A 26497-nucleotide genomic window follows, 5' to 3' on the forward strand; every position below is an offset into this window, starting at 1 on the left:
GCCTTTTGGGCCGGTCAGGCAGCCGAGCTTAGATGACGTCTCACTGTTGAAGTCAGTTCATCAAGCGAGAAAGGTTTGGGCAAAAACGCTGATTCTGGAATGGTGAGCTGCTCTTCTACCGTGCTACCATCCGCGTAGCCGGACATGAAGACGACCCTCAACTGCGGACGTGATTTGCGGGCCTCTTTGACCCAGGTGGGACCATCCATACCAGGCATGATTACATCGGTCAGGACGATATCGATATCCAATGTCTCATCCCCAAGAAGATCCAGCGCCGTCTCGCCACAATCGGCCTCGACGACCTGAAATCCACGGTATTGCAACGCGCGGCTTGCGAAGGCACGGACCGGCGCTTCATCTTCGACGAGAAGCACAACACCGTCCGCAGGACCCACATCCAAAAGTATCGGAGCCGGTTCCGACACCTTGGCAATCTCAACGGGTTTATCATGTGTCGGGAAGTAGATTGTGAAGACGGTTCCCCGCTCCAATTCGCTGTCGGCAAAGATAAACCCGCCCGACTGCTTGATAATCCCGTAGGCGGTCGATAGGCCCAAACCAGTCCCCTCGCCCGTTTTCTTGGTCGTATAAAACGGCTCGAATATCTTAGGGAGCTTTTCGACCGGGATGCCGCACCCGTCATCACTGACTTTCACCAGAACATAGTCACCAGCAGGAACCACCGCGCGGTCGCGTCGCAATTCAGACGTGAGTTTGACATTGCGCGTTTCGATATTGATCTCGCCTTGCCCGTCTAATGCATCGCGTGCATTCACTACGAGGTTCATCAGCACCTGTTCCAACTGCCGACGATCCGCACGCACTGACATCAGGTTCGGATCATGCCGCAATGTCAGTGAAATCTGTGCACCAACCAGCCTGTTCAGCAGGTGCGTCAGGTCCGATAACGTGTCCCGCATATCCAGAACTTCAAGCTGAAGGTTCTGTTTGCGCGAAAACGCAAGAAGCTGGCCAACCAACGACGCCGCACGGTTGGCGTTCTGGTTGATCTGTTCAAGGTCCGCGTAATCGGAATCGCCTGAATCATGGCGAAGCATCAACAAGTCGCAATGACCCGAGATCGCAGTCAGCAAGTTATTGAAATCATGCGCAACGCCGCCTGCCAATTGACCAATGGCCTGCATTTTCTGGCTCTGCACAAACTGCTTTTCCAAGGACTTGAGCTCGGTGGCATCATTGACAAGCGCTATCAGAGAGACTTCACCATCATGGATCACACGGCCGAGCGTGACCTGAACATACATTTCGTCAGAACCGCGCCGGCATTTCAAAACTTCGGGACGGTGCAGCCCCCGACCTTCGGCCGCGTCAGAGAGCCAATCGCTCACCGGACGGCCAAGCCCCTCGATCAGGTCGTTCAAGCTGTCGGCCGGATCGTTGTCAAGCGCCAGCAAAGCCCGCGCGATACGGTTGGAATCACGCACCCGCCCGTCCCGCTCAAGCTCCAGCAGCGCGATCGGGAAATCCTCCAGTTGCGCCATCGTTGTTTTCGCGGCAATGACGTCGGAAATAGGTGCTAGGAAAAACTCGGTGCGGCCCAAAGCGCCATCCAAGATGACCACCATGACATCGACAAGACCGTTCGGGCCATTGACGACGGCATGCTCACCAGACGTCGTTGGCACCTCGGTGAAGATGCCACTCAGTGACTTTACCCGACCACCAACGAGTTTTCGCATCGCCTCGTTCATAAACAATACAGACCCCGACCCGCCAACGGTGAACATCGGTAGCGAAAGCCGTTCAGCAGCATGCCCCTTGCCAGCTTGGTCCGTCTGACTATGAACCCGCCAGATAATATCTTCGGAATTTGCGACCCGATGCGCCGAGATGCGAAAGCTTCCGCGACGCGTAACGACGTCTTCATGCGCTGCGTTCGTCTTTTGCGCTTTGGCCTGAAGACGGAACACGATTGCTCCAGCGTTGCTCATCAGCTTTGAAAGCGCCTGTTCCAGCGCTTCACCGTCGGCGGTTGGCAGCAATTTTTGAGCCGCCGCGTTTCTAGACAGAACAACCCCGCTGGAGTCCGTCACAAAAACGGCCCGTTCGTCATAGGCAATCAAATCCTCAACGGACGCCGCTGTTGGAACGTCCTGAGCCGTGCGCCTCTGTATCATACCCACGGCAATCCCCGCGAAAACGCAGATCGCCAGACCAATCAGAAGCCCGCGAACGTCAGGGACAAAGAGCAACGACATTCCGAGAACAACCGCAAGAAGCACCGGAAGCTTGGAGCGCGATGCAAATCCACTGCGTATCCGACGTGCAGCGCCGCTTGCCTCCACCAGTTGGTCCAAACCTGCACTCCCGTTAGAATCAATCCCTAAGACCATCCTCCAGAACAATTAACTGCTCCTTAACGGGCGACTTGGGCTCGACTATTAACTTGGTTCGGGTCTGGTCAAGTAAGCAATATAGAACCCGTCCCCGCCTTCCAGCGGTGAATATCTGCGTTCATACGAGCAGTGCCAGCCGTCATTCTTATCACAAAACTTGGCGATTTGGTCTTCGTTTTCACGTTTGAACACAGAGCAGGTTGCGAAAGCCAGAACGCCGTCGGGGGCCACCAGAGGCGCAGCTTCACGCAGTATTTCCTGCTGAACGAGCAGTAAATCGGCAAACGCATCGTGGGTAAGTGCCCATTTGCCTTCGGGCGACCGCCGCCAGGCACCACTCCCCGAACAAGGGACATCACACAGCACCAAATCGAACGGTGCCGAAGTCTTGCAAGCATCCGTTGTTAATACCTGAACTTTCAAACCCGCCCGCTTTGCGCGAGGCCCCAAATCCCGCAATCGTTGCGGTTTGGCATCATGGGCAAACAACGCAGCTTTGTTTCCATCCCCATAGGCCAACACTTTACCGCCGCCACCCGCGCAGTAATCAAGCATTCTGTTGGCCGCTGGAAGGCCTTCACACAAGGATTGAGAGGCCGCATCCTGCAACTCGACCAGTCCCGACATATACGCCGTGCTCGCCGCAACTTTTCTTGGATTTTCAACAACTTCTAATGCGGTCTTCGCTAAGTCATGTGGAATGGCGGTAACTCCGTCCTTCGCAAGCAGATCAATGGCATTTTGCAAAGACCCTCGCGAAAGATTAACTCGCAGGAACGTCGCCGCGCGCTCGGTCAATCCGCTCGCAATCGCTTCAGCATCGGCCCCGACAGAAGTTTTCAGCTCTTCGCCCAGCCATTCTGGCATGTTGTATACCGCTTCAACCGATTCCGTCGGCGAGGCGGGAAACAGCGCTGCTTTCTCCTCCGCCACCAACAGGGATGGGGCATGCCCCTCACCCGAGAAAAGGTTGCTAACCTCTTCAACTGACGTATTTTTCGCAGCAGCATGGCAAATCACCAAACCGCGCCCCGTCAATCCAAGCCGTGCATATGATCCACGTTTCCGCAAGCAATCGAACACGATGTCACGCACCGCCGCGCGATCCTTGGATCCGGCAAAACGGGAACGCCGCGCCCAGTTGGTCAGAGCCTTCTCGGCGGCAGTGCCTGACAAGTACTGGTCAAGCACCTCAATCGCCGCCGACAGGCGTGCCGCAGGGGTCATCTAGCCGATCCGATAGTTCGGGGATTCGCGCGTGATCTGGACGTCGTGTACGTGGCTTTCCTTCAGCCCCGCACCCGTGATGCGCACGAAATTGGCCCGCTCGTGCATATCCTTGATCGTCGCCGATCCGGTATACCCCATAGCAGCCCGCAACCCGCCAACCATCTGGTGAACTACGGCGCTGGCCGATCCCTTGTAGGGAACCTGCCCCTCGATGCCTTCCGGAACCAACTTGTCAGACGCCGCGTCCTTCTGGAAATAGCGGTCAGCAGAGCCATTTGCCATAGCGCCAAGCGACCCCATACCACGGTAGCTTTTAAAGCTACGGCCTTGATACAAAATAACTTCTCCAGGGGACTCGTCCGTCCCTGCAATCATCGATCCGACCATGGCACAACTGGCACCAGCCGCGATCGCCTTGGCGAAATCGCCGGAAAACTTGATGCCACCATCCGCGATAACCGGCACGTCACCGGCTCCCGATGCACAATCCAAAATCGCAGTTAGCTGCGGCACACCGACCCCGGCGACCATGCGCGTAGTACAGATCGAACCCGGGCCAATCCCGACTTTGACAGCATCCGCACCTGCGCCAATCAGCGCGCGTGTGGCTTCAGCTGTCGCGACGTTCCCCGCTACAACCTGCACCTTGTTGGACAGTTTCTTGACCCGCTCAACCGCAAGCGCCACACCTTCGGAGTGCCCATGCGCAGTGTCGATTACCACCAGATCGACGCCGGCATCAATCAACGCCTCCGAGCGCTCAAAGCCTGCGTCCCCTACCGTGGTTGCCGCAGCCACCCGCAAACGGCCAAGTTCATCCTTGCAGGCCTGCGGGTTAAGCACAGCTTGCTCGATATCTTTGAGGGTCAGAAGACCGGTGAGCTTGCCATCACCATCGACGACCAGCAGCTTTTCGATGCGGCGGCTTTCCATCAGCGATTTTGCCTCGCTGAGATCAGCAGGTTCGCGCAGCATTGCCAGCCGTTCATTGGTCATCATCGCCGAAACCGGCGTCTTGTCATCACTGGCAAAGCGCATGTCACGGTTGGTGACGATGCCCAGCACATGCCCTTTGGCATCCACCACCGGAAATCCGGAAACATTGTAGCGCTCTTGGAGCGCCTTCGCATCCGCCAGCGTCTGGTTAGACGTCAGCGTAATCGGGTTATAGACAATCCCGCTCTCAAAACGCTTCACGCGCCGCACCTGACGGGCCTGCTCTTCCAAATCCAGATTGCGGTGGATCACACCGATCCCGCCCGCCTGCGCCATGGCGATCGCCATGCGGGCTTCGGTCACGGTATCCATTGCCGAAGACAGCAACGGAATATTCATGGCAATTGATTTGGTCACAAAAGTGCGCGTGTCCGCCGTCGATGGCAGCACGTTGGATGCGCCTGGAACAAGCAGCACATCGTCAAAGGTGAGGGCCTCGCGAATCTCCATGGGGGTACTCCTTGGGGAGGGTTCGTTTGGCAGTTTCCTATTTCATGGATTTCGCGGATGCGAAAGGGCAGATTTTGTGGCAAAGGGACGCAAACACGTCCGGAGCACCAAATATGCCCTCTATTCTCGTCGATGCAGATGCCTGCCCCGTTAAGGAGGAGGTCTTCAAGGTTGCCTATCGTTTGAACACGCCCGTAACCTTGGTCGCCAACAGCTACCTGCGCACGCCGAACCATCCCCTGATCTCCATGCAGGTGGTCTCAGACGGGTTTGACGCCGCTGATGACTGGATCGCCGAGAACGCGACGCCATCCTGCGTGGTTATCACCGCCGACATCCTGCTGGCCGGCCGTTGTATCGAGGTCGGCGCCACGGTTTTAGGCCCAACCGGTAAGCCGTTCAACTCGTCCAACATCGGCGGAGCTATTGCGACCCGCGCCATCATGGCGGACCTGCGCGCAGGGCTAGAGCAAACCTCCGGCCCCGCGCCGTTCTCCAACAAGGACCGCTCGCAATTTCTCAACGCTCTGGACCGCGAGTTGCAACGGCTCAAGCGCGAAGGTCTTTAGCCGTCCCGCCCTTTGAACCCTTGGGCGACCACAAACTTCTCGGAACTGTCGGACCGGCTGGCACCCGGCTTGAAATTCGCCACTTTCTTAAAGCGCTGTTTCAGGATGTGCTGCAATTCACCTTCCGCACCACCGGCTAGAACTTTGGCTACAAAAACGCCGCCCTCTTCTAGCACGTCAAAGGCAAAATAGGCCGCCGCCTCGCATAGCGCGATGATGCGCATGTGGTCGGTTTGCTTATGTCCACAGGACGCCGCCGCCATGTCGCTCATCACGACGTCGGCCGATCCGCCAAGCCATTCCTTCACCTTGTCGTCCGCGCCTTCGTCAAGAAAGTCGAGCACATGCAGCTCGCAACCCAGAATTGGCTCGACCTCTTGCAGGTCTACCCCAAGTACATAACCCTGCGCCTTGCCTGCGCGTTCTCCTAACGCGTTCACACGTTTGGCCGCGATCTGGCACCATCCACCCGGCGCACAACCAAGGTCGACCACCCGCTTGCCCGGTGTCAGGAAACGGTACTTGTCGTCAATCTCGGAAATCTTGAACGCTGCCCGCCCGCGCAGCCCTTCGGCCTTGGCGCGTTTGACATAAGGGTCATTCAACTGGCGTTGCAGCCACAGTGTTGAGGACATGGTGCGCCCGCGCGCGGACTTCACCTTGACCTTCAGGTCGCGCTGCCCGCGCCCCGAGGTATTGCCGGTCTTGCCGCCTTTTGGTCCGGTTGGTGATTTGGCCATGTTCTCAACTTCATCTTGGTAAAAATATTCCCGCCGGAGGCTTCCCTACCCTTCCAGCCGCGCAAAGGCCAGCTTAGTAAGGCCCTTCCTCCAAAACCCCGTCACTCGACATCTGGGCATAGAGCAGACCCTCACGTAAGCCGCGATCCGCCACAGACAAGCGGTCGGTCGGCCAGACCCGCAGCAACGCCTGCAAAATTGCCGCCCCCGACATGATCAGCGCATGGCGGTCCTTGCCGATACGCGGGTCGGTGCGGCGGCCCTCCGGCCCCATATGCAGATAGCTCTGGATCACGTGGTCAATCTGGTCCGACGTCATCCGCAGCCCATCGACCTTGTTGCGGTCGTAACGCTTCAACCCCAAATGGGACGCCGCCACGGTCGTCACAGTCCCGGATGTACCGACGATCTGGAACCCTGCCCTGACCTGATCCGCGTCGATATACGGTGTAAACTCAGCTAAGTTCTCCTCGAAGAACCACGACATCAACGCGAACCGCGCCCCGTCATCATTCACATCGTTGAACTGGTCGCGCAAGGTGGCGACGCCCAACGGCACCGAAATCCAGTCCACCACCTTGGCGGCCGGAAACTCGCTGTCCTTGCTGTCAAATCCTGTATGCAATCGCATGATTGCGCGCGGTCGATCCACTTTCGGTACGCGGCTCAGGTCGATCCACACCAGCTCGGTGGAGCCACCACCAATGTCGACCACCAGCAGCTGCTCCGTGTTCACCGACACCAAGGGCGCGCAAGAGATCACCGCAAAGCGGGCTTCCTCCTCAGGCTTGATAATTTCCAACTCCAGCCCCGTCTCGCGGGTTACCAGATTCAGGAATTCTTCCGAATTGGTCGCGCGCCGACAGGCCTCAGTTGCGACGAGGCGCATCCGCTTCACCTCATGGTGGCGCAGTTTCTTTTGGCATATCTTCAGCGCCCCGACCGTGCGCGCCATGGAATTGCGCGACAGCTTGCCAGTGCTCTCAAGTCCCGCTCCAAGCTGCACCGATTTGGAAAAGCTGTCGACGACGTGAAACTGGCTGCCTTTGGGTTGGGCAATCAGCATCCGGCATGAATTGGTACCAAGATCCAGCGCCGCATAGAGGTCAGCCGGGTCTGGTTTGCCTGCGGGTGCAGGCTGGGTCGCGGGCCGCGCGGTCGGCACAAGGGCCGGTTTGACGAACGGGCCCGCACTGTGCGGCGGACGTTTCGCCATGGCGCAGGGCCTCCTAAACTCAGGGTTAACCTCAACGTAGGAGCGCGAACGCTTTGAAGCAAGCATAGACCTTGTTCCAACCTCATAAAAACCATGAGAAATATGAGACGGTTGATAGCTGGCCCCTATTCGAAAAGCCCCTTAGCTAATGGCGCGACAGATCAGGGTCGCTCTGCCTTGTTCAAATGTCGAAAACGCACCTCGGCCACTACGATCAGAGGCCTAGAGTCCGTAAAACAGCGCGCAATACGAAGGATTCGAACCCATGCCTGATGTGACAATAGTTTACTGGCGCGACATCCCCGCTCAGGTCATCGTGGGCAAGGGCCGTCGGGGCCATAAGGTGCAGCTTCCGGAACGCTTCGAGCAGGCGATCGACCGCGCCGCGATGAAGGTGGGCGCCAAGGATGCCGACGCCTATCTGGCCGATTGGCGCAAGGCGACCCCTTACGAAGTCGATGGCGACCCTCAAGAGGTCGCAAAAGCCGAAGCGGCGCGGCTGGAGGCCGAATACGACACCGACAGGATCAAGCAGCTGATCGCGAATGACGGCAATGCCGCCTGACACGATCACAACGCGCATTAGGGAGGGGCTCATGGCCTTGCTGAACTTTAAACGCACCGCACCGGCTCAAGAGGTCACGGTAAACCCGCAGGTGGAGACCTTCCTGAAGGATTACTCCATCGAGGTCATGCCCCGCACTGCCGAGAAGGTTGAAGACTTCCGCGAGCTGCTGCCCGAAGGCACACGCGTCTATGTCGCGCACATCGAAGGCACACCAATTGACGAGATGGTCGCCACCGCCGCGCGCCTGAACCGTGACGGCTACAAGGTCATGCCGCACTTCCCTGCGCGCATCATCAACGACAAGGCAACGCTGGTTGACTGGATCGCACGCTACCAGGGTGAAGCAGACGTTAAGCAAGCCTTGCTGCTTGCTGGCGGTGTCGCGCAGCCGCATGGTGCGTTCGACAGCTCCATGCAGCTTCTGGAAACTGGCCTGTTCGGTGACTTCGACCGCCTGCACGTCGCGGGCCACCCTGAAGGCAACCGTGACATCGACCCCAAAGGTGGCATGAAGAACGTCGATGAAGCTCTTACTTGGAAACAGAAGTTTTCGGAAACGACTGATGCCAAAATGGCATTGGCCACGCAGTTCGCCTTTGACGCCAACCCGATTATCGCTTGGGCGAACTCCATCAAGGCGGCAGGCATCGACCTGCCCGTCCATATCGGTATCGCCGGTCCCGCCAAGCTGCAAACGCTGATCAAGTTCGCCATCGCCTGCGGCGTCGGCCCGTCCCTGAAAGTGCTGCAAAAGCGCGCCATGGACGTCACCAAATTGTTGTTGCCCTACGAGCCGACCGAGGTGATCAACACCCTCGCCGCGCACAAGGCCGCAAACCCCGACTTCAACATTGAATCCGTTCACTTCTTCCCGCTTGGCGGCATCAAGACCAACGCCAACTGGGCCATCGCCAACGGCGGCGCCTCCGGCGTTCCAGCAGACCAAGCATAAGAGAGATCAGTTAATGACCCGCACGATCGTCGAATCCAAAACCAAAACCGCCATTATCGGCTTTGACCAACCGTTCTGTGTGATCGGAGAGCGGATCAACCCGACAGGGCGCAAGATCCTCAACGAGGAGCTGGAAAAAGGCGACTTCTCACGCGTCGAAGCCGATGCGATTGCGCAGACAATGGCGGGCGCGAACATTCTCGACATCAACTCCGGTGCCGTATTCTCCAACAAAATGGCCGAAGACCCGCGCTATGCCGACAACAACTTTGTCGAGCCGACCTTGATGAAAGAACTTGTTGAGCGTGTTCAAAAGGTTACCGACATTCCTTTATGTATCGACAGCTCGGTCCCCGGCGCGTTGGAAAACGGCCTTGCCGCCGCTGAAGGTCGCCCGCTGTTGAATTCGGTCACAGGTGAAGAAGAACGTCTTGAGCTGGTTTTACCATTGGTCAAGAAATACAACGTCCCTGTGGTTGCCATCTCGAACGATGACACGGGCATTTCCGAGGACCCCGACGTGCGCTTCGCCGTTGCTAAAAAGATCGTCGAGCGCGCCGCTGACTTCGGTATCCCTGCACATGACATAGTGGTCGATCCTTTGGTGATGCCCATCGGTGCGATGGGCACAGCAGGCTTGCAGGTTTTCACCCTTGTACGCCGTTTGCGCGAAGAGCTGGGCGTGAACACCACCTGCGGCGCGTCCAACATCTCGTTCGGCCTGCCCAATCGCCACGGCGTCAACAACGCGTTCCTGCCCATGGCAATGACTGCTGGCATGACGTCCGCCATCATGAACCCTGTCGCCTTGCCCGTCGGGCCTATCAAGATGCAGGAAAAGCTCGATGCGCTTGCTGCGGCCGGCATCATTGTCCCGGACGACATCGACCCAGAACTGCTGGCACAGCTGACAGGTCTTGGCTCTACCAAACCGGGACCCGGCAAGGAGATGGAGGCAATTCGCGCCGCCAACTTCCTGATGAATCAAGATCCCTCCGGCAGTGCTTGGATCAACTTCAACAAGCCCAAAAACGCCGACGGCACTGACGCTGCTGCGCGTGGCGGGCGTGCGGGTGGCCGTCGCCGTCGGGGCTGAGCCAATCCCAAACAACGGGCAAAGCGGCATATTTCGCTTTGCCTGACTGCCAAGATGCGGCAAAACCCTGCTATTCTTTAAGGAGTTTGCCCCAGTGTCATTTATCCGTCGTCTGAAAACAGAACTTGAACGCCCGCGCGAGGATCGTCCCTTTGGCAGCGGTTGGCTCTCCGGCGGAGGCGCATTGCTGGCGGGCCTGACCTCGGCCGCCTTACTGGCGGTGATGTATTTTCCGGGGCTGTTCTCCACCCCCGACCTGTCGAAAGTCATTACGCCAGCACATCTGCAACTCTTGCTGCAAGTCGTGCTGCTCGTCGGGTACGCATTTGCGCTGGTGTCTCTGCTACTGTCTCGCGACAAAATCCTTGGCTGGACTGCTCTATTCATGATCGTCATCGTGTCGCTAATAGGCACGCCCGACGACGGCTCAACCCTGACAGCACCGCTTTATTTCGGCATTGATTTCTTCATCCTGAACGTCGTTTTCCTCGGCTTCCTTTTCGTCCCGCTGGAGCGTTACTTCCCGCAGGACCAAGACCAGACCGTCTTCCGCCCCGAATGGCAGGAGGATATGTTCTACTACCTCGTGTCCTCCCTAATGGTTCAGGTCCTCACCTTCCTGACGCTGATGCCATCGAATCTGATAACCGGTTATTTCAACATGAGCGCCATTCAGGAGTGGATCTTCGCGCTGCCCTTCGTGGTGCAGCTTTTCCTTATCATCCTGTTCTCGGATTTCGTGCAATACTGGGTGCACCGCCTGTTCCATACTGTCCCCGCGCTCTGGCGCTTCCATGCGGTGCACCATTCCGCCAAAAAGCTCGACTGGCTGGCGGGCTCCCGTATGCACTTCATCGAAATCGCCATCCTGCGCGGCTTTACGGCCATCCCGATGTTCACGCTCGGCTTTGATCCGGCGGCCATTCAGGCCTATGTCCTGATCGTCTATTTCTACTCGCATTTCATCCATTCCAACATCGGCTGGAACCTGAAACCCATCGAGAGCACCTTCGCCACCCCCCGCTTCCATCACTGGCACCACGGCGCGGAGCGCGAGGCGATCGACGTCAACTACGCCATCCACTTCCCGATCCTCGATCGCCTGTTCGGCACCTACCACATGCCCGAAGGCCGCTGGCCCCAACGGTACGGCGTGGCGGGAGAACAGGTTCCGCGTGGATTTGTGAAGCAGTTCCTGCATCCGTTCACCAAGAAGAAGGTGCCGGAAGCGGAATAGGCGCCGGACTGATCCCATTCATGATAACCATGCGTATTCTTGCAAGATCAGGTCGCAGACGGCCATTGCGGAGCGGGTTGAAAGCCCTACAACTCTAAGCAGAAACAACTGCTTCGGTGTGCCAATGTCCGACAATAATCCACTCGTGATCTTCACCCCCTCCGGCAAGCGCGGGCATTTTCCGGTTGGAACTCCGGTGCTGACCGCCGCGCGCCAATTGGGCGTTGATCTGGACTCGGTCTGTGGCGGGCGGGGTATTTGCTCGAAGTGCCAGATCACACCGTCTTACGGTGAATTTCCAAAACACGGCGTCACGGTCAAAGATGGCGCCCTGAGCGACTGGAACAGCGTCGAGCAACGCTATGACGACAAACGCGGGTTGACCAAAGGCCGCCGCCTTGGCTGTCAGGCGCAGGTGCAAGGCGACATCGTCATTGACGTCCCTGAAAGCAGTCAGGTCCACCGTCAGGTCGTCCGCAAACGTGCAGAGGCGCGTGACATTACCCTGAACCCGTCTACAAAGCTGTTTTATGTCGAGGTAGAGCAACCCGACATGCACGAACCCTCCGGCGATCTGGAACGTCTGATCAAAGCGCTACGCCTTGATTGGGACCTGCCGGAATTGGAGGCCGATCTGGGTCTTCTGAAAACGCTGCAACCCACCCTGCGCAAGGGAGAGTGGAAAGTCACCTGCGCTGTGCATCTGGGCGATGCCATGTTCGGGCCGCGCATCATGCATATCTGGCCGGGCTTCTATGAAGGCACGGTTTACGGGCTGGCGGTCGATCTGGGCTCCACCACCATCGCAGGCCATCTGTGTGACCTTGCGACGGGCGAGGTCGTGGCGTCCTCTGGCATCATGAACCCGCAAATCCGTTTCGGTGAAGATTTGATGAGCCGCGTCAGCTATTCGATGATGAACCCAGGCGGGGCCGAAGAAATGACCCAAGCCGTGCGCGAAGGCATGAACGCGTTGTTCGTCAATATCGCATCAGAAGCCGGTATCGACAGCAATCTGATCGTCGATGCCGTGTTTGTGTGCAATCCGGTGATGCACCACCTGTTCCTTGGCATCGACCCGTTCGAGCTGGGTCAGGCACCGTTTGCGCTTGCCACGTCTGAGTCATTATCGTTGCGGGGCATTGAGTTAGGTCTCAACCTTCATCCAGCCGCCCGCATCTATCTGCTGCCCTGCATTGCGGGCCATGTCGGCGCAGACGCCGCTGCCGTGGCACTGTCCGAGGCCCCCGACAAGTCCGAAGACCTTGTGTTGGTCGTCGATGTCGGCACCAACGCGGAAATCCTGCTGGGGAATAAAAACAAGGTGCTGGCCTGCTCGTCGCCGACCGGACCGGCCTTCGAGGGGGCGCAAATCAGCTCCGGCCAGCGCGCTGCACCCGGCGCGATTGAGCGCGTGGAAATAGACCCCGTGACCAAGGAACCCCGCTTCCGCGTCATCGGCTCCGACGTCTGGTCCGACGAGGACGGCTTTGACGAGGTCATCGCCAGCACCGGCATCACCGGCATCTGCGGCTCCGGCATTATCGAAATGGTGGCCGAGATGCGTCTGGCGGGTATCGTCGATGGTCCCGGCCTGATCGGATCACCTGAACAAACCGGCACAAGCCGTTGTTTTTTAGACGGAAGAACATTTAGTTACATGGTCTATGATGACCCCGAGCGCCCAATCACCGTCACCAACCGCGACATCCGCGAAATCCAGATGGCCAAGGCCGCGCTCTATTCCGGCGCGCGCTTGCTGATGGACAAGTTCGGCGTCGACAAGGTCGACCGCGTGGTGCTGGCTGGCGCGTTCGGGGCGCATATCAGCCCGAAACACGCCATGGTGCTGGGCATGATCCCCGACGCGCCACTCGACAAGGTCACCTCTGCCGGTAACGCCGCAGGTACAGGCGCGCGCATCGCGTTGCTGAACACCAAGGCCCGCCGGGAAATCGAAGAAACTGTCCATAACATCCACAAGATCGAAACCGCGATCGAGCCACGGTTCCAAGAGCATTTCGTCAACGCGTCAAACATTCCCAACGCGGTGGAGCCCTTCCCGATCCTGAATTCGATCGTGACCCTGCCAGAGGTGAACTTCAACACCGGTGGCGGGGATAAAGACGGCGGTCGCCGCAGGCGCAGACGCTCTTGACGCCACCGCGCGGCGCACATAAATCAAGCGGTAGGCGGGTATGGTGAAAAGGTATCACGGCAGCTTCCCAAGCTTTAGTTACGAGTTCGATTCTCGTTACCCGCTCCAAATCTTATGAAAAATATTCCCTATCATACCCCGCTGGACGCCGACACGCTGCGTGCGATTGGAATTCCGGAGCCTTGGGCTTTCGGGGTCGCCGATCGCACACGTTTCAGCGAGTTGGACCCCTTGGGTCACATCAACAACGCGGCCTATCTGGCTTGGTTCGAAAGCTTTCGCATCCAGTATATGCAAGCCTATGGCATCGGCTACACAGGGGCGGATGCACCGCAACTGGTCTTGCGTCAGGTACAAGTGGATTTCCTCGCCGAAATGAAACTGGCTGAGGACTACATCGTGACGGGACGGGCCAGTGTGTTGCGCACCTCCAGCTTCAAGATGGACTATGCCGTATGGTCCGGTGGCAGTTTGCGCACCACCTCCCACGCCATCATCGTGTTGCTGAACGCGGACGGCACCAAGCGCTCAATCAGCCCCGAGCTACGAGACATGCTAAAGACCCGTGACGGCGCAACCGACGCCTAGGTCGACCGAAGGTAGCTCAGTAGCAATCGGGTAGAGCTGTCTTTACCTTCTTCCGACGCCTCGCCACGCAGCACCGGCGTCAGCGCATTGGCCAATTCCTTGCCAAGTTCCACGCCCCATTGATCGTAGGAATTGATCCCCAGCATCACGCCCTCGACGAACACACGGTGTTCATAGAGCGCAATAATCTGGCCCAACACAAATGACGTCAGCTTTGGATAGACAAGCGTGGTGGATGGGCGGTTCCCCGGAAAAACCCGATGGCGCGCTTGGCGATCCAGCTCAGCTCCGGTCAGGCCACGCTTGGCCATAATCTCCGTCGCTTCTTCGAGGCTGCGGCCTACCATCAAGGCTTCTGATTGGGCCAGACAGTTCGCCACAAGCAACTCATGCTGATGAGCAAGCTCCGGCTCATGACCTTCCCGCGCCACCATGAATTCGCAAGGTACCACCCGCGTACCTTGGTGGATCAATTGATAGAAAGCGTGCTGGCCGTTGGTTCCCGGCTCGCCCCAAACGACGGGGCCGGAGTTCACCTCCAAGGTCGAGCCGTCCATCGCCACGGATTTACCGTTGCTCTCCATTTCCAGCTGCTGAAGATACGCCGGAAGCCGCGTCAGCCTTTGATCATAGGGCAGCACCGCGCGGGTGGCATGGCCGCAGCCTTGATTGTTCCAGACCCCGACCAAAGCGAGCATCATTGGCAAGTTCTGGTCCAGAGGTGCGTCGCGGAAATGGCAATCCATGTCGTAGGCACCGCGCAGGAAGGCATCAAAGTCATCCGCGCCGATGGCAATCATCAGCGACAGGCCAATCGGCCCCCACAAAGAATAGCGCCCGCCGACCCAATCCTCGAACCCGAACACCCGTTCCGGCGCGATGCCGAACTCGGCTGTCTTTTCTTCGGCGGTCGATAATGCGGCAAACTGGGCACCTGTGTCGGTGACGCTCTTCGCCATCCACTCCTGCGCCGTTCTGGCATTGGTCATGGTCTCGATGGTCGTGAAGGTCTTGGAAGCCACGATAACCAGCGTGGTCGCAGGATCGAGCCCGCGCAACGTATCCGCGATATCAGCGCCATCCACGTTGGAAACAAAATGCACCCGAGGCCCGTCGTGATACGGCGCCAGTGCCAGCACAGCCATCGCAGGGCCAAGATCAGAGCCACCAATGCCGATATTGACAACATCCGTGATCGCGCCGCCCTGCCCTTTGACAGCGCCAGATCGCACAGCCTCGGAGAAATCAGCCATGCGCGCGCGGGTCTCGCGCACGCCCTCCATGACGTCTTCGCCGTCAACTTCGACCGCGCCTTCACTCATGTTGCGCAACGCAGTATGAAGCACTGCACGCCCTTCGGTCTCGTTAATCTTTACGCCCGAGAACATGGCTTCGCGCCGTTCCTCAATGCCAGCGTTCGCTGCCATTGATAAAAGCAACGCACGGTCGTCCGCGCCAATCTGGGTTTTAGAGTAGTCGAACAGCATGTCGCCATGTCGCACGGAATACGCCTGCGCACGGTCGGGGTTTTCACTGAAAAGATCTGCGAGCGTTGCGCGCTGTTCAGCACGGGTTTTCAGGTCGGTCCAACTCATCACGGCGCCCAATGCACGGTTGCATTCGAAAGGACGGTTCGGATCGGGGCTTCCATGCGGGTTGCGTGTTGCGCGCGCTCAAATGCTTCACGCTTGTCTTTGCCTGCTATCAGAACATGGCTGCTCATGGCTTCCTCCAACACGCGACCGCTTAGGGTAACGCGTGGCTCCAGCCCGTCGGAGGCCTCAACCAACATCAGGTCCGGCGCATCAGAGGCCAACGCAGCCTCCAGATCGGGAGAGCCCGGAAACAGCGATGCGGTATGCATATCCGCTCCCATACCTACGACCAGCACCGACAAGGGCAGATGTGCCGAGATATCGGGCAACGTATCCCCATCCGGCCTGATCGACACATAATTCGCAGCCGCCGCCCGCGACGTCAGGAGACGCGCGCGGATCATGCGCTCGTTCGACCGCTCGTGGTCCGCCGGCACCCGCCGCTCGTCCCCGACCAATACGGTCACGCGGCTCCAATCAAGGTTGGCCGCACACAGGGCATCAAACACCGGACCGGGTGTCGAGCCACCCGGTACAGCAAAGCTGACCTGATCATGGGTCATCAAAGCTTCGTTCAACTCCCCCGCCAGATGGTTGGCGAGGTCGATCATCATCATGTCGCGATCCGGATATTCGATAAATTCCATTACTTAATCTCCCGCCAGCGCCGCCCGTCACGGTGCAACAGCATTAACGCATCTTCAGGACCTGTTGTTCCCGGCTCGTACTGAACCGGTTTGTCGCCTCGGTTCTGCCAGCCTTCGATAATCGGGTCGGTCCACGCCCACGCCGCTTCGACCTCGTCGCCGCGCATGAACAAGGTCTGGTTTCCACGGATCACATCCATAATCAGCCGCTCATAGGCGTCCGGCACGTCCGCGCCTTCCGGCCCAAGAGCTTCGGCAAATGTCATATCAAGTGGCACGTCAACCAAGCGCATACCGCCCGGTCCCGGCTCTTTGATCGTCACGCGCAAATCCATGCCTTCGTCCGGTTGGAGACGGATCGCTAACACGTTGGCTTTATTGCCGGCGTCTTCTTCAAAGATGGAGTGCGGCACTTCTTTGAATTGAATCACAATCTCCGACATCCGCCCCTTCAAGCGCTTGCCCGTGCGCAGGTAGAACGGTGTGCCCTTCCAGCGCCAGTTGGAGATGTCGACCTTCATCGCAATGAAGCTCTCGGTCTTGCTCGCGGGGTTCTCGGAATGCTCGATATAGGACGCTTGATCCTTATCCGCCGCATATTGACCACGCACGATATTGTCTGTCTGCACTGGATCCAGCGCGCGGATCACTTTCAGTTTCTCGTCGCGCACAGCGTCAGGATCAAACCGTGACGGAGGTTCCATCGCCGTCAAACAAAGCAACTGCATCAGGTGGTTCTGGATCATATCCCGCATTGCGCCGGATTTGTCGTAGTAGCCTCCGCGCCCCCCGACACCCACCGTCTCGGCCACGGTAATCTGCACATGGTCGATATATTGGGCATTCCAGAGCGGCTCGAACAGCATGTTGGCAAAACGCACGGCCATAAGGTTTTGCACGGTTTCTTTGCCTAGATAATGGTCAATGCGGTAAATCTGGTGCTCGTCAAAGCTGGCTGCAAGAACAGCGTTTAGCGCTTTGGCGCTTTCCAGATCGCGGCCAAACGGCTTCTCGACCACGATACGGCTGTCCGGGGTCGCAATCTTGTGTTTGTGCAGCCGCGTCGCTAGATCACCGAACAGGCTTGGCCCCACCGAGAAATAGAACGCCTGAACCACATCCTTGCGCACAAGTTTGGCAAGCGTAGCCCAGCCGGCCGATCCCTTCGCGTCGATAGGCGTGTAATGCAGCTGTGCCAGAAACGCATCCACAGTTTTCGGTTTACGCTTCTTTTCCGACACGAATTCTTCAATGGACTCGCGTATAAGTGCCCTGAACCCGTCATCGTCCAGCTCGCTTCGCGCGGCCCCGATGATGCGCGCATCGTTGGGCATCTGCCCTGCCAGAAAGCGCCTATACAGCCCCGGCAGGATTTTTCGGCGGGCCAGATCACCGGTGCCGCCAAAGATCACAAGATCAAAGCTCTCTACAGGAATGACGCGTGAGACCATCGGGATACCCTTCTTTCCGGTATGACGTTGCCAACCTGTTAGCGCTAACGAAGTCACAATTCCAGTGAAAATTATTCAAAGATATCCTAACACCCCACACGTTGGTCACAACCGTGTCAGATGATACTTTGAGCACTTTCTCTTCACACCACAACGCGCTAGCCATAGCACGAAGGCCATGGAGAAGACCGGATGAAAGACCAGATTGACGCCGCATTGCAGGCAAATGCGGGCAAGTTCACGGACCCGCTCGTCACGGCAAAGGGCGAAACCCGTGCGTCGGTGGCCTTGTCAAACCCGCAAACGCTTTGGTTCAACACCGGCACGCTGTGCAACATCGAATGCGAGAACTGCTATATCCTGTCGTCGCCCAGCAATGATGCACTGGTCTACCTAACCACCGCAGAAGTGGAGGACTATCTCGACCAGCTGGAGACCCGCAAATGGGGTGTTCGCGAGATTGCCTTTACCGGTGGCGAGCCATTCATGAACCCGGACATGTCCGATATGACCCGCGCCGCTCTCACGCGTGGCTATGACGTCCTGATCCTGACCAACGCGATGCGTCCGATGATGCGCAAAACCGTGCGCGCTGCGCTGACTGCGCTCATCGCAGAATTCGGTGACAAACTGACCTTCCGCATCTCGCTTGATCACTGGTCACCAGAGGTACATGACAAAGAGCGCGGCAAAGACGCGTTTGCAAAGACCATTGAGGGTATGGAATGGCTCCGAGACCAAGGTGCGCGCATGGCTGTCGCAGGTCGCTCCGTCTGGGCCGAAAGCGATGTGGCCGCGCGCGCTGGGTATGCCGGAATATTCGCAAAATATGACTTTAACATCGACGCTCAGCACCCTGTTTCCACTGTTCTTTTTCCCGAAATGGATGAAACCGTCGAGGTGCCGGAGATCACCACGGAGTGCTGGGATATACTTGGCAAGTCACCTGATGCGGTGATGTGTTCTTCATCGCGTATGGTGGTTAAGCGCAAGGGGGCCGACAAACCTGCCGTTCTCGCCTGCACCCTGCTCGCCTATGAGCCGGAATTCGAGTTGGGTGCGACGCTGGAAGAGGCCGAGACCGAGGTGAAGCTGAACCATCCGCATTGTGCGAAATTTTGCGTCCTTGGCGGGGCCAGCTGTTCGGCGTAAGCACCTGCCATGCCACATGACCATCATCACCACATAAGTCCGGAGGACGGCGACGCGCGGGTCGCTTGGGCCATCGCTGTCAATATGGGCCTCACCGTTTTGCAGGTTGTCGGTGGCATCCTTTCCGGCAGTCTCGCGTTGATTGCCGACGCGCTTCACAACTTCTCTGACGCCATCGCTTTGATCATCGCTTTTGCAGCGCGCAAAATCGGTCGCAAACCCGCTGACGCCACGATGACCTTCGGCTACAGACGCGCCGAAACCGTCGCTGCCCTGATCAACTACACAACGCTGATCGTGATCGGCCTGTATCTTCTGTATGAGGCCACCCTGCGTCTATGGAGCCCCAGCCCCGTCGACGGCTGGTTGGTCGTGTGGATCGCGGTTGCAGCATTGGTCGTGGACCTCGTGACCTCGGCGCTCACCTACTCGATGTCCAAATCGTCGATGAATATCAGGGCCGCGTTTCTTCACAATCTGGCCGATGCGTTGGGTTCCGTTGCCGTCATCATCGCCGGTACGACCATTCTGTTGTTCGACTGGCCGTTGATTGATCCGCTGATTACCTTCCTGATCGCGGGCTACATCTTGTGGCAATCCATTCGCGAGATCGGCCCTGTGATCCGCGTCCTTATGCTCGGCACGCCACCGCAATTGGATATGGAGGCGTTGCTGTCGGATATCCGCGACCATGACGGCGTCGAGGATGTTCATCACCTGCATGTCTGGCAAATGGAAGAGGATCAGACAGCTTTGAGCGCGCATATCGTGACGACCGACACATCAAAAACGCTGCGCAACTCATTGAAACTGCTTCTTAAGCAGAAACACGGTATATCCGAAATCATCCTGGAGCTCGAACACCCGTCCGATGCCTGCGTGGGTGCCGAAACCATCGGCCACGCCTAGCTTTCGAGTTCAGCGTCCCAATACAGGAAATCTATCCAGCTTTCGTGCAAATGGTTCGGCGGGAATTTACGCCCGACATTCAACAACTGCCCTGCGCTCGGTCGCCCTGGTGGTTTGCGCAAGGACATGCCGGAGCGGTGCAACCATTGTGACCCTTTGCGCAGATTGCATTTGGAGCAAGCCGCCACCACGTTTTCCCACGATGTGATCCCGCCATGGGCACGCGGCACGACGTGATCGAAGGTCAAATCCCCCCGCGCACCGCAATACTGGCAGCAAAATTCGTCACGTAGAAACAGATTGAACCGCGTGAAAGCCACCTTCTTTTGTGGCTTCACATAATCCTTCAACACCACCACGCTGGGGATGCGTATTTCCATCGAGGGGGAGCGGACAACATCGTCATACTCGCTCAGAATCGTGACGCGATCCAAAAACGCAGCCTTCACCGCCTCCTGCCATGTCCATAAAGACAATGGAAGGTAGGACAAGGGCCGGTAGTCTGCGTTAAGCACCAGTGCCGGATTGTGCTTCAAACACCCCGGTTCATGTACAAAATCATGCCTGAAGTCGCCGTCCATAGAGAAGAGGTCTCCTGCTCTGTAGTGCCGTTGCGAACACCAGAGCGGGGAGCCCCGCCCCAGTCTTGAAAAACTATATATCGTTATTCTCACCTGACAAGCCCCGCCATATGGCGGGTCACGGCGCAAGCAAGGCCTCCTTGAGTGACAGACATGTGACGATTCTGCACAGCGGATCAGGCAGCCAGACTCGCTAAGTTCAAATCACGCATCGACAGGGAACACAAAATGCCATCTATTTCGACGCCACCCCTACCCGAAGACGCGCTGTTGCGCCGCTATGAAAACGGCGTGGGTCATTATACTGATTGCTTTGTGGTCACCGTCCCCGAGACCGTCGAGCTTTCGCACTTCATCGACGCGTTCTACACAGCCCCATTGTTTCGCACCGAACGTGTCATCCTGAAATACGCCGCCAAAAGCCCGTCAACGGACAAGGATGCTGCCGACATCGCATGTGGCCGGACCGAGGCATTTGCCGCCTGGACTGTAGAAGCACGCACTGGAAACCAACTGCTGATGTGCGATATGGCTTCCAAGACAAGGTCGTGGTTCATGGTCGACCAAATACGAGACGGCACGTGCCTTTACTTCGGCTCCGCCGTCACAGCCGACAAGAAAACAGGAAGGTTAGGTTTCCTGTTCAATGCCTTGCTTCCACTTCATAAACTATACGCCAGAGCCTTGTTGAAAGGCGCCGTCAATCGCCTCAGCCAAGGTCTAGCCCAAGCTGCTGCCCGATAAACGATAGCGCCACGCCAAGGCCGTCTGGTGCGATGCCGTGACCGGTGCCTTTCATGACATGACCATAAACGGGAAACCCAGCCTCTTGCAGCGCGTCGCCCGCTTCAGGCATGGAGATGGGCGGCACGACGTCATCCTGATCGCCGTGGATCAAGATCACCGGCGGTTTGGATTTCGCCTCATCGGCCAATAATTCGGGACGCAACAGGCGACCAGAGAACGCGACCACGCCCGCAAACTGGTCCTCACGACGTGGTGCGATATGCAGGGCCATCATGGTCCCTTGCGAGAACCCGACCAGAATGGTCTCTGCCTCTGACACGCCCTCTTCTTGCATGGTCGCGTCGATATAGGCGCTCAAGTCTTCGACCGCTTGCATCATGCCACGCTCGGATTCCTCCTCGGAGGAGCCGTCAATCCATGGAATCGGGAACCATTGAAAGCCCATCGGGTTGCCTGTGCATTGCTCCGGCGCGTTCGGGGCCACGAAAACGGTATCCGGCAGATGCTCCGACAACGGGTCCGCAAGACCCAACAAATCGGCACCATCCGCGCCATATCCGTGGAGAAAGATCACCAGCGAGCTGTCCTCGCCCGATTTCGATGCCTTGCGGCTGCTTTCCAAAACCCGTTTCATGTGATCCCTTCTCGATCTTTTGCCACCCTGTAATAGGCCCACAAGATGCGCGCGGCAACGCTTTGCCATGGTGACCAGTCCAACGCCATCTGGCGCATCTCTTTTTCTTTGGGCCGATCGGGCAATTCAAACAAGATGCGCGCCGCCTCTTGCAAGGCCAAATCGCCCGACGCGAACACATCCGCATGGCCCAGCGAGAACATGGCGTATATCTCTGCGGTCCAAGAACCGATGCCCGGCACAGCCGTCAATGTTTGAATGACTTCCGACGTGCTTTTGTCGCGCAAATCATTGAAATCAATGCCGGAAGTGGCAAGCGCATGGGCGTATCGTATTTTCTGCCGTGATAGACCACAGGCCCGAAGCTCATCCTCACTCGCGGCTGCGACCGCGCGCTCGTCAACCAAACCTGCATCACGCAACCGCCCGTTAATGGCCGCCGCAGAGGCAATCGAGACCTGCTGCCCCATTATCGCGGACAACAGTTCTGAAAATCCCTCCGGCTTCAGCCTTAAGGGCAGCTTCCCTACCAGCGTCAAAGCCTGCGCAAACCGTGGCTCGCGCGCGGCCAGCCATGCTGCCCCTTCGGCGACGCAAGGATCACCCTTGATAATGCGCATTGAGCCACTCCAAAGCCGCGTCCACGCTCGTGACAATCGGGCCGTCCGGCGGCGTTGTCCGGTTGATCATCAGCACGGGCAACCCAATCTGGCGCGCCGCGTCCAGCTTGGAGCGCGACATCACCCCGCCAGCGTTCTTGACCACTAACCAGTCAATTTTCAGGTTGGTGAACAACTGCACCTCGTCTTCGATGGAAAACGGTGGCCGCCCGACCAGAAACTCCCCGTTCTCGAACGGGAACGGTCCTTCGGGCGGATCAATCTGGCGGCATATCAACGTGCAAGACGACAAGCCGGCGAACTGTTCCAAGGTCTGCCGGCCCGTTGCCAGAAACACCTTTGATCCGGCTTGGATCACGCTTTCCGCCTGCGCGGGATGGTCGATAAAGGTCCAGTTGTCGCCGTCAGCCGGCACCCAAGGATCACGCCGCAATTGCAGATGCTCAAGCCCAACTTCCGCGCAAACACGTGCCGTGCGGTCGGTGATTTGAACGGCGAACGGGTGGGTTGCATCAATGACCAGATCAACGGGATGCGCTGCCAGCCAGTCGCGAAAGCCCTGTTCACCACCAAATCCGCCAATCCGTGTCTCGCATCCCAGATCGCGCGGCGCACGAGTCGCCCCGACCAATGACGCGGTAACCTGATGGCCCCGTTCTACCAACGCGTGCGCCAAATCCCGCGCCTCGCTGGTTCCGGCCAGAAGTAGGATTCTCATAGACCTGCCGTCGCCAACACCGTGCCAGCACGATCAATGATCACAATGCTTGGCTGCACGGGGGCGTCCTTCAATATCAGTTTCACTTGATGCAATGCCTCTTGCGCAACGCGGCTGGCCAATTCGGGTGCGATAGTAACAGCTTCCAGCGCCGTATTCGAAGATGAAATATCTTCTTCAACCCATTCATTCAAAGTCATAAAATCGACTTGCGACCTCTTGGAATGCAGGTCGCGCGCGCCTTGTGCAAGCTTGGTGATTTTGCCGATACCGCCACCGATGGTGATCCGCTCGATAGGATGGCGGGACAGGTATTTCAGCAATCCGCCTGCAAAATCGCCCATGTCCAGCATCGCGTGATCCGGCAAGCCCAGCATGTCTTGCACAACCCGCTCCGAGGTCGAGCCGGTGCAACCAGCTACGTGGGTTAAGCCCACTGCACGTGCAACGTCGATGCCACGGTGGATCGACGCGATCCATGCGGAGCACGAGAACGGCCTGACCACCCCCGTGGTTCCCAATATCGACAAGCCGCCCTCTATGCCCAAACGGGGGTTCCATGTCTTCTTGGCAATCTCTGCCCCGTTCACCACCGAAACGGTGATTTCCACATCCGGCATCTGTCCGAAATCGCTGGCCATCTCGGCGACAACCTCGTCCATCATGGCACGCGGCACAGGGTTAATCGCTGGCTCACCCACGCCGATCGGCAAACCCGGCTTGGTGACAATCCCGACGCCCTCTCCTGCGCGAAACGTCACGCCACCCGACGAGGCCGAAACCCGTGCTTTGATTATCGCGCCGTGGGTTACATCAGGATCGTCGCCTGCGTCTTTCTCGATGCCAACCTCGACCCAGCCATCGCCCTGAACCACCGAAGCCAACGCGAAGACAGGTGTTTCCCCTTTGGGCAAGGTTATGGTCACGTCAGGTGGCACCGTGCCGCCCCACAATATTTGCAGCCCTGCCTTGGTGGCAGCCGTGGCGCACGCGCCCGTGGTCCAGCCTCGGCGCAATTTGGGAAGGGTGTCGTCACTCATGCGCGCGACCTTAGCGTCACGTCCCCGCGCCGCCAATGGCGATTGCGGCGTCGCTCTTTCGCTTTTGCACGGGCGGGTTACGGGTCATAAAGGCTCCATGAGCGACTCGATGCCCCTTCCCCAAGGCCAATGGCCTGTTTTGCAGCCCGGCTGGGTCTGGCTGTGCGGTGCAGGTCCCGGCGATCCCGGCCTGCTAACCTTGCACGCACTCAACGCGCTGCGGCAGGCGGATGTGGTGATTTATGATGCACTGGTGCAGGAGGCGATCCTAGACTGGGCCCCTCAGGCCGAACATATTTACGCAGGCAAACGCGGCGGCAAGCCTTCGGCCAAGCAGCGCGACATTTCTCTGCGGCTGGTCGATCTGGCGAGTGAGGGAAAACGTGTGTTGCGGCTGAAAGGCGGCGATCCGTTCGTGTTCGGGCGTGGTGGCGAAGAGGCCCAAACCCTCGTTCAACACGGCGTCCCTATCCGGATCATCCCCGGCATCAGCGCCGGCATCGGCGGGCTGGCCTATGCGGGCATCCCTGTCACCCACCGCGACGTGAACCAGTCAGTAACATTTGTGACGGGCCACGACCAGTCGGGCAATGCCACGGGCAGTCTTGACTGGCAGGCGATCTCCAAAGGGTCGCAGGTCATCGTGATCTACATGGGCATGAAGCATATCGCCCACATCACCGCACAACTGCTTGCCGCAGGCCGCCCCGCCACCGAACCGGTTGCGATTGTCACCACCGCAACGACCGAGCATCAACAGGTGCTGGAAACCACCCTTGGCACCTGCGTTGCCGATATCGAAGCCTCCGGTGCCGAGCCACCGGCAATTATCTGCGTCGGGCGCGCTGTCGCCATGCGGCAGGTGCTGGACTGGCAAGGACAGATTGCAGGCGAGGCCCCGCGCAATCTGGACCCCTTGGGCCGAGGCCGTCCGGCAGAAAGCGCATGACCCCGGGCCACGGGCTGTTGATCGCCGCCCCCGCTTCCGGCACGGGCAAAACCACCGTGACACTGGGGCTGCTGCGTGCCTTATCGCGGCGGGGAACCGTACGTGGCGCGAAATCCGGCCCTGACTATATTGATCCACGCTTTCATGAGGCCGCATGCGGGCAGCCCTGTGTCAATCTGGATGCGTGGGCCATGCAGCCCGACCGCATCCGCAAGTTGGCGCAAGGTCTTGGCAATGATTTTCTGGTCGTCGAAGGTGCCATGGGTTTGTTTGACGGCGCTATGCCCGACGGCAAGGGCTCCGCCGCAGATGTTGCTGAAATCCTTGGAATTCCGGTTGTTCTGGTGATTGACGGCTCCGGCATGGGGCAAAGTGCGGCGGCAATTGCCGAAGGCTTTGCGCGACACCGTCCCAGCGTCACTGTTGCGGGCGTTATCCTCAACAAGGTTGCCAGTCCGCGCCATGAGGTCATGCTTCGTCGTCATTTCCCCGACCATCTGCCTGTTTTGGGCGCGCTGCCACGCCGCGCTGATCTTGCCCATCCGTCCAGACATTTGGGGTTAGTGCAGGCGTCCGAGCGGCCGGACCTCGACCAATGGTTGGACGACGTCGCAGACTTGGTAGAGGCGCATGTTGATTTGGACGCCCTCCCTTCAAATGCCGCCACCAGAACCAAGCTTCATCCCGCCCGAGCTTTGCCCTATGCCCGCATCGCCGTAGCGCAGGACGAGGCCTTCGCTTTTGCCTATCCCCACATGCTGGAGGACTGGAAAACCGCCGGATCCACGATCCACACCTTCTCGCCGCTCAAGAACGAGGCCGTACCTGCATGCGATTTTGTTTTTCTACCCGGCGGGTATCCAGAGCTGCATGCGGAACGTCTTGCAAGTAATTCAAATTTTATGAACAGCTTGAGAAATGCATCACAAACGGCTGATATGTATGGTGAATGTGGTGGTTACATGATATTGGGCGAAACCCTGACTGACGCCGAAGGTACCGTGCACAAGATGGCTGGACTCCTCGCGTTGCAAACCAGCTTTGCCGAACGAAAGCTGCATCTGGGTTATCGGAACTTAAACGCTGGCGACGGCCCAATGGCCGGACATTTCAAAGGCCATGAATTTCACTACGCAACGACGCTGAAAGCCCAAGGTGCGCCGTTGTTCCATGCCACGGACGCCGAGGGGACTGTCCTCGCACCGATGGGCCTGCGTCAGGGGCGGGTCTGCGGCTCTTTTGCGCATGTCATCGACCGTCTGGACACCCCCCTAAACTAGGCGTAGCGATAAGC

Annotated in this window: 25 protein-coding genes and 1 tRNA gene; 13 read left to right on the forward strand and 13 right to left on the reverse strand. The window is 58.3% G+C overall.

Annotated elements, in window-relative coordinates:
- Nucleotides 1-14: 14 nt before the first annotated feature.
- The 3 genes from BDE40_RS05765 to guaB all read right to left on the reverse strand — a co-directional run bounded on the left by BDE40_RS05765 (nt 15) and on the right by guaB (nt 5036).
- Nucleotides 15-2321, reverse strand: a complete 2307-nt coding sequence (locus BDE40_RS05765) for an ATP-binding protein (RefSeq protein WP_246030364.1) — start codon at nt 2319-2321, stop codon at nt 15-17.
- Nucleotides 2322-2405: 84 nt separating this feature from the next.
- A complete protein-coding gene (locus BDE40_RS05770; RefSeq protein WP_134013478.1) occupies nt 2406-3587 on the reverse strand; it encodes an RsmB/NOP family class I SAM-dependent RNA methyltransferase in 1182 nt (393 codons plus the stop codon).
- Nucleotides 3588-5036, reverse strand: a complete 1449-nt coding sequence (guaB, locus tag BDE40_RS05775; RefSeq protein WP_134013479.1) for an IMP dehydrogenase — start codon at nt 5034-5036, stop codon at nt 3588-3590.
- A 113-nt stretch (nt 5037-5149) separates the two neighbouring features.
- Between guaB and BDE40_RS05780 the strand changes: the two genes are divergently transcribed.
- Entirely contained in the window at nt 5150-5605 is a 456-nt protein-coding gene (locus BDE40_RS05780; protein WP_073140389.1) for a YaiI/YqxD family protein, read from the forward strand.
- Here the strand turns inward: BDE40_RS05780 and BDE40_RS05785 are convergent.
- A complete protein-coding gene (locus tag BDE40_RS05785) occupies nt 5602-6345 on the reverse strand; it encodes an RlmE family RNA methyltransferase (RefSeq protein ID WP_134013480.1) in 744 nt (247 codons plus the stop codon). The two genes, BDE40_RS05780 and BDE40_RS05785, sit on opposite strands and share 4 nt — an antisense overlap.
- Nucleotides 6346-6418: 73 nt before the next feature.
- Nucleotides 6419-7561: a Ppx/GppA phosphatase family protein gene (locus tag BDE40_RS05790; protein ID WP_134013481.1), complete on the reverse strand. Its 1143-nt coding sequence runs from the start codon at nt 7559-7561 to the stop codon at nt 6419-6421.
- A 265-nt stretch (nt 7562-7826) separates the two neighbouring features.
- Here BDE40_RS05790 and BDE40_RS05795 point away from each other — a divergent pair, with 265 nt between their 5' ends.
- The 7 genes from BDE40_RS05795 (at nt 7827) to BDE40_RS05825 (ending at nt 14160) form a co-directional block, all read left to right on the forward strand.
- Nucleotides 7827-8126 carry a virulence factor gene (locus BDE40_RS05795; RefSeq protein WP_021100302.1) on the forward strand — a complete coding sequence of 100 codons (300 nt, stop codon included), beginning with the start codon at nt 7827-7829 and terminating at the stop codon, nt 8124-8126.
- A 31-nt stretch (nt 8127-8157) separates the two neighbouring features.
- Complete coding sequence (locus BDE40_RS05800) at nt 8158-9081, forward strand: methylenetetrahydrofolate reductase (RefSeq protein ID WP_134013482.1); 924 nt, start codon at nt 8158-8160, stop codon at nt 9079-9081.
- A 13-nt stretch (nt 9082-9094) separates the two neighbouring features.
- Nucleotides 9095-10177 (forward strand): methyltetrahydrofolate cobalamin methyltransferase, encoded by a 1083-nt coding sequence (locus tag BDE40_RS05805; protein WP_134013483.1) that lies wholly within the window; start codon nt 9095-9097, stop codon nt 10175-10177.
- A 94-nt stretch (nt 10178-10271) separates the two neighbouring features.
- Entirely contained in the window at nt 10272-11414 is a 1143-nt protein-coding gene (locus tag BDE40_RS05810) for a sterol desaturase family protein (protein ID WP_246030365.1), read from the forward strand.
- Nucleotides 11415-11538: 124 nt separating this feature from the next.
- A complete protein-coding gene (locus BDE40_RS05815; RefSeq protein WP_134013485.1) occupies nt 11539-13572 on the forward strand; it encodes an ASKHA domain-containing protein in 2034 nt (677 codons plus the stop codon).
- Nucleotides 13573-13606: 34 nt separating this feature from the next.
- Nucleotides 13607-13680 (forward strand) — tRNA-Gly (locus BDE40_RS05820).
- Nucleotides 13681-13686: 6 nt separating this feature from the next.
- Nucleotides 13687-14160: an acyl-CoA thioesterase gene (locus BDE40_RS05825; RefSeq protein WP_134013486.1), complete on the forward strand. Its 474-nt coding sequence runs from the start codon at nt 13687-13689 to the stop codon at nt 14158-14160.
- On the opposite strand, the gene pgi is transcribed toward BDE40_RS05825, so the two are convergent.
- The 3 genes from pgi to zwf are packed head-to-tail and all read right to left on the reverse strand — an operon-like array spanning nt 14157 to nt 17853.
- Nucleotides 14157-15755, reverse strand: a complete 1599-nt coding sequence (gene pgi / locus BDE40_RS05830) for a glucose-6-phosphate isomerase (RefSeq protein ID WP_134013487.1) — start codon at nt 15753-15755, stop codon at nt 14157-14159. The two genes, BDE40_RS05825 and pgi, sit on opposite strands and share 4 nt — an antisense overlap.
- Nucleotides 15755-16402, reverse strand: a complete 648-nt coding sequence (gene pgl, locus BDE40_RS05835; protein WP_134013488.1) for a 6-phosphogluconolactonase — start codon at nt 16400-16402, stop codon at nt 15755-15757. The genes pgi and pgl overlap by 1 nt, the downstream gene beginning before the upstream one ends.
- The gene (gene zwf, locus BDE40_RS05840) at nt 16402-17853 is read right to left on the reverse strand and encodes a glucose-6-phosphate dehydrogenase (RefSeq protein ID WP_134013489.1); all 1452 of its coding nucleotides are present in this window, start codon (nt 17851-17853) and stop codon (nt 16402-16404) included. The genes pgl and zwf overlap by 1 nt, the downstream gene beginning before the upstream one ends.
- Before the next feature lie 192 nt (nt 17854-18045).
- Between zwf and BDE40_RS05845 the strand changes: the two genes are divergently transcribed.
- Together BDE40_RS05845 and BDE40_RS05850 are read left to right on the forward strand one after the other, a co-directional pair.
- The gene (locus tag BDE40_RS05845) at nt 18046-19005 is read left to right on the forward strand and encodes a radical SAM protein (RefSeq protein ID WP_134013490.1); all 960 of its coding nucleotides are present in this window, start codon (nt 18046-18048) and stop codon (nt 19003-19005) included.
- A gap of 9 nt (nt 19006-19014) precedes the next feature.
- Nucleotides 19015-19914: a cation diffusion facilitator family transporter gene (locus BDE40_RS05850; RefSeq protein WP_134013491.1), complete on the forward strand. Its 900-nt coding sequence runs from the start codon at nt 19015-19017 to the stop codon at nt 19912-19914.
- Here BDE40_RS05850 and BDE40_RS05855 read toward each other — a convergent pair.
- A complete protein-coding gene (locus BDE40_RS05855) occupies nt 19911-20495 on the reverse strand; it encodes an HNH endonuclease (protein WP_073138652.1) in 585 nt (194 codons plus the stop codon). The two genes, BDE40_RS05850 and BDE40_RS05855, sit on opposite strands and share 4 nt — an antisense overlap.
- A 228-nt stretch (nt 20496-20723) precedes the next feature.
- Here BDE40_RS05855 and BDE40_RS05860 point away from each other — a divergent pair, with 228 nt between their 5' ends.
- Entirely contained in the window at nt 20724-21239 is a 516-nt protein-coding gene (locus tag BDE40_RS05860; RefSeq protein WP_211342401.1) for a hypothetical protein, read from the forward strand.
- Here BDE40_RS05860 and BDE40_RS05865 read toward each other — a convergent pair.
- The 4 genes from BDE40_RS05865 to BDE40_RS05880 are packed head-to-tail and all read right to left on the reverse strand — an operon-like array spanning nt 21205 to nt 24254.
- Complete coding sequence (locus BDE40_RS05865; RefSeq protein WP_134013492.1) at nt 21205-21876, reverse strand: alpha/beta hydrolase; 672 nt, start codon at nt 21874-21876, stop codon at nt 21205-21207. The two genes, BDE40_RS05860 and BDE40_RS05865, sit on opposite strands and share 35 nt — an antisense overlap.
- The gene (locus BDE40_RS05870; RefSeq protein ID WP_134013493.1) at nt 21873-22496 is read right to left on the reverse strand and encodes a DNA-3-methyladenine glycosylase family protein; all 624 of its coding nucleotides are present in this window, start codon (nt 22494-22496) and stop codon (nt 21873-21875) included. The genes BDE40_RS05865 and BDE40_RS05870 overlap by 4 nt, the downstream gene beginning before the upstream one ends.
- Nucleotides 22477-23214 (reverse strand): cobalt-precorrin-6A reductase, encoded by a 738-nt coding sequence (locus BDE40_RS05875; RefSeq protein ID WP_134013494.1) that lies wholly within the window; start codon nt 23212-23214, stop codon nt 22477-22479. Before BDE40_RS05875 ends, BDE40_RS05870 begins: the two co-directional genes overlap by 20 nt.
- Nucleotides 23211-24254: a cobalt-precorrin-5B (C(1))-methyltransferase gene (locus BDE40_RS05880; RefSeq protein ID WP_134013495.1), complete on the reverse strand. Its 1044-nt coding sequence runs from the start codon at nt 24252-24254 to the stop codon at nt 23211-23213. The genes BDE40_RS05875 and BDE40_RS05880 overlap by 4 nt, the downstream gene beginning before the upstream one ends.
- A gap of 97 nt (nt 24255-24351) precedes the next feature.
- Between BDE40_RS05880 and cobA the strand changes: the two genes are divergently transcribed.
- Both cobA and BDE40_RS05890 read left to right on the forward strand, forming a co-directional pair.
- Nucleotides 24352-25203, forward strand: coding sequence for a uroporphyrinogen-III C-methyltransferase (gene cobA, locus BDE40_RS05885; protein WP_134013783.1), 852 nt, complete (start codon nt 24352-24354; stop codon nt 25201-25203).
- Nucleotides 25200-26483, forward strand: a complete 1284-nt coding sequence (locus BDE40_RS05890; RefSeq protein ID WP_134013496.1) for a cobyrinic acid a,c-diamide synthase CobB — start codon at nt 25200-25202, stop codon at nt 26481-26483. Before cobA ends, BDE40_RS05890 begins: the two co-directional genes overlap by 4 nt.
- The last annotated feature ends 14 nt before the right edge of the window (nt 26484-26497 follow it).

The organism is Litoreibacter halocynthiae, assembly GCF_004365635.1.
GTDB lineage: Bacteria > Pseudomonadota > Alphaproteobacteria > Rhodobacterales > Rhodobacteraceae > Litoreibacter > Litoreibacter halocynthiae.

Bases quoted from the DNA above. Each gene is read 5' to 3' on its own strand.
- BDE40_RS05770 (WP_134013478.1), bottom strand. From the start codon at position 3,587: ATGACCCCTGCGGCACGCCTGTCGGCGGCGATTGAGGTGCTTGACCAG.
- guaB (WP_134013479.1), bottom strand. From the start codon at position 5,036: ATGGAGATTCGCGAGGCCCTCACCTTTGACGATGTGCTGCTTGTTCCA.
- BDE40_RS05780 (WP_073140389.1), top strand. From the start codon at position 5,150: ATGCCCTCTATTCTCGTCGATGCAGATGCCTGCCCCGTTAAGGAGGAG.
- BDE40_RS05785 (WP_134013480.1), bottom strand. From the start codon at position 6,345: ATGGCCAAATCACCAACCGGACCAAAAGGCGGCAAGACCGGCAATACC.
- BDE40_RS05790 (WP_134013481.1), bottom strand. From the start codon at position 7,561: ATGGCGAAACGTCCGCCGCACAGTGCGGGCCCGTTCGTCAAACCGGCC.
- BDE40_RS05795 (WP_021100302.1), top strand. From the start codon at position 7,827: ATGCCTGATGTGACAATAGTTTACTGGCGCGACATCCCCGCTCAGGTC.
- BDE40_RS05800 (WP_134013482.1), top strand. From the start codon at position 8,158: ATGGCCTTGCTGAACTTTAAACGCACCGCACCGGCTCAAGAGGTCACG.
- BDE40_RS05805 (WP_134013483.1), top strand. From the start codon at position 9,095: ATGACCCGCACGATCGTCGAATCCAAAACCAAAACCGCCATTATCGGC.
- BDE40_RS05815 (WP_134013485.1), top strand. From the start codon at position 11,539: ATGTCCGACAATAATCCACTCGTGATCTTCACCCCCTCCGGCAAGCGC.
- BDE40_RS05825 (WP_134013486.1), top strand. From the start codon at position 13,687: ATGAAAAATATTCCCTATCATACCCCGCTGGACGCCGACACGCTGCGT.
- pgi (WP_134013487.1), bottom strand. From the start codon at position 15,755: ATGAGTTGGACCGACCTGAAAACCCGTGCTGAACAGCGCGCAACGCTC.
- pgl (WP_134013488.1), bottom strand. From the start codon at position 16,402: ATGGAATTTATCGAATATCCGGATCGCGACATGATGATGATCGACCTC.
- zwf (WP_134013489.1), bottom strand. From the start codon at position 17,853: ATGGTCTCACGCGTCATTCCTGTAGAGAGCTTTGATCTTGTGATCTTT.
- BDE40_RS05845 (WP_134013490.1), top strand. From the start codon at position 18,046: ATGAAAGACCAGATTGACGCCGCATTGCAGGCAAATGCGGGCAAGTTC.
- BDE40_RS05850 (WP_134013491.1), top strand. From the start codon at position 19,015: ATGCCACATGACCATCATCACCACATAAGTCCGGAGGACGGCGACGCG.
- BDE40_RS05855 (WP_073138652.1), bottom strand. From the start codon at position 20,495: ATGGACGGCGACTTCAGGCATGATTTTGTACATGAACCGGGGTGTTTG.
- BDE40_RS05860 (WP_211342401.1), top strand. From the start codon at position 20,724: ATGCCATCTATTTCGACGCCACCCCTACCCGAAGACGCGCTGTTGCGC.
- BDE40_RS05865 (WP_134013492.1), bottom strand. From the start codon at position 21,876: ATGAAACGGGTTTTGGAAAGCAGCCGCAAGGCATCGAAATCGGGCGAG.
- BDE40_RS05870 (WP_134013493.1), bottom strand. From the start codon at position 22,496: ATGCGCATTATCAAGGGTGATCCTTGCGTCGCCGAAGGGGCAGCATGG.
- BDE40_RS05875 (WP_134013494.1), bottom strand. From the start codon at position 23,214: ATGAGAATCCTACTTCTGGCCGGAACCAGCGAGGCGCGGGATTTGGCG.
- BDE40_RS05880 (WP_134013495.1), bottom strand. From the start codon at position 24,254: ATGAGTGACGACACCCTTCCCAAATTGCGCCGAGGCTGGACCACGGGC.
- cobA (WP_134013783.1), top strand. From the start codon at position 24,352: ATGAGCGACTCGATGCCCCTTCCCCAAGGCCAATGGCCTGTTTTGCAG.
- BDE40_RS05890 (WP_134013496.1), top strand. From the start codon at position 25,200: ATGACCCCGGGCCACGGGCTGTTGATCGCCGCCCCCGCTTCCGGCACG.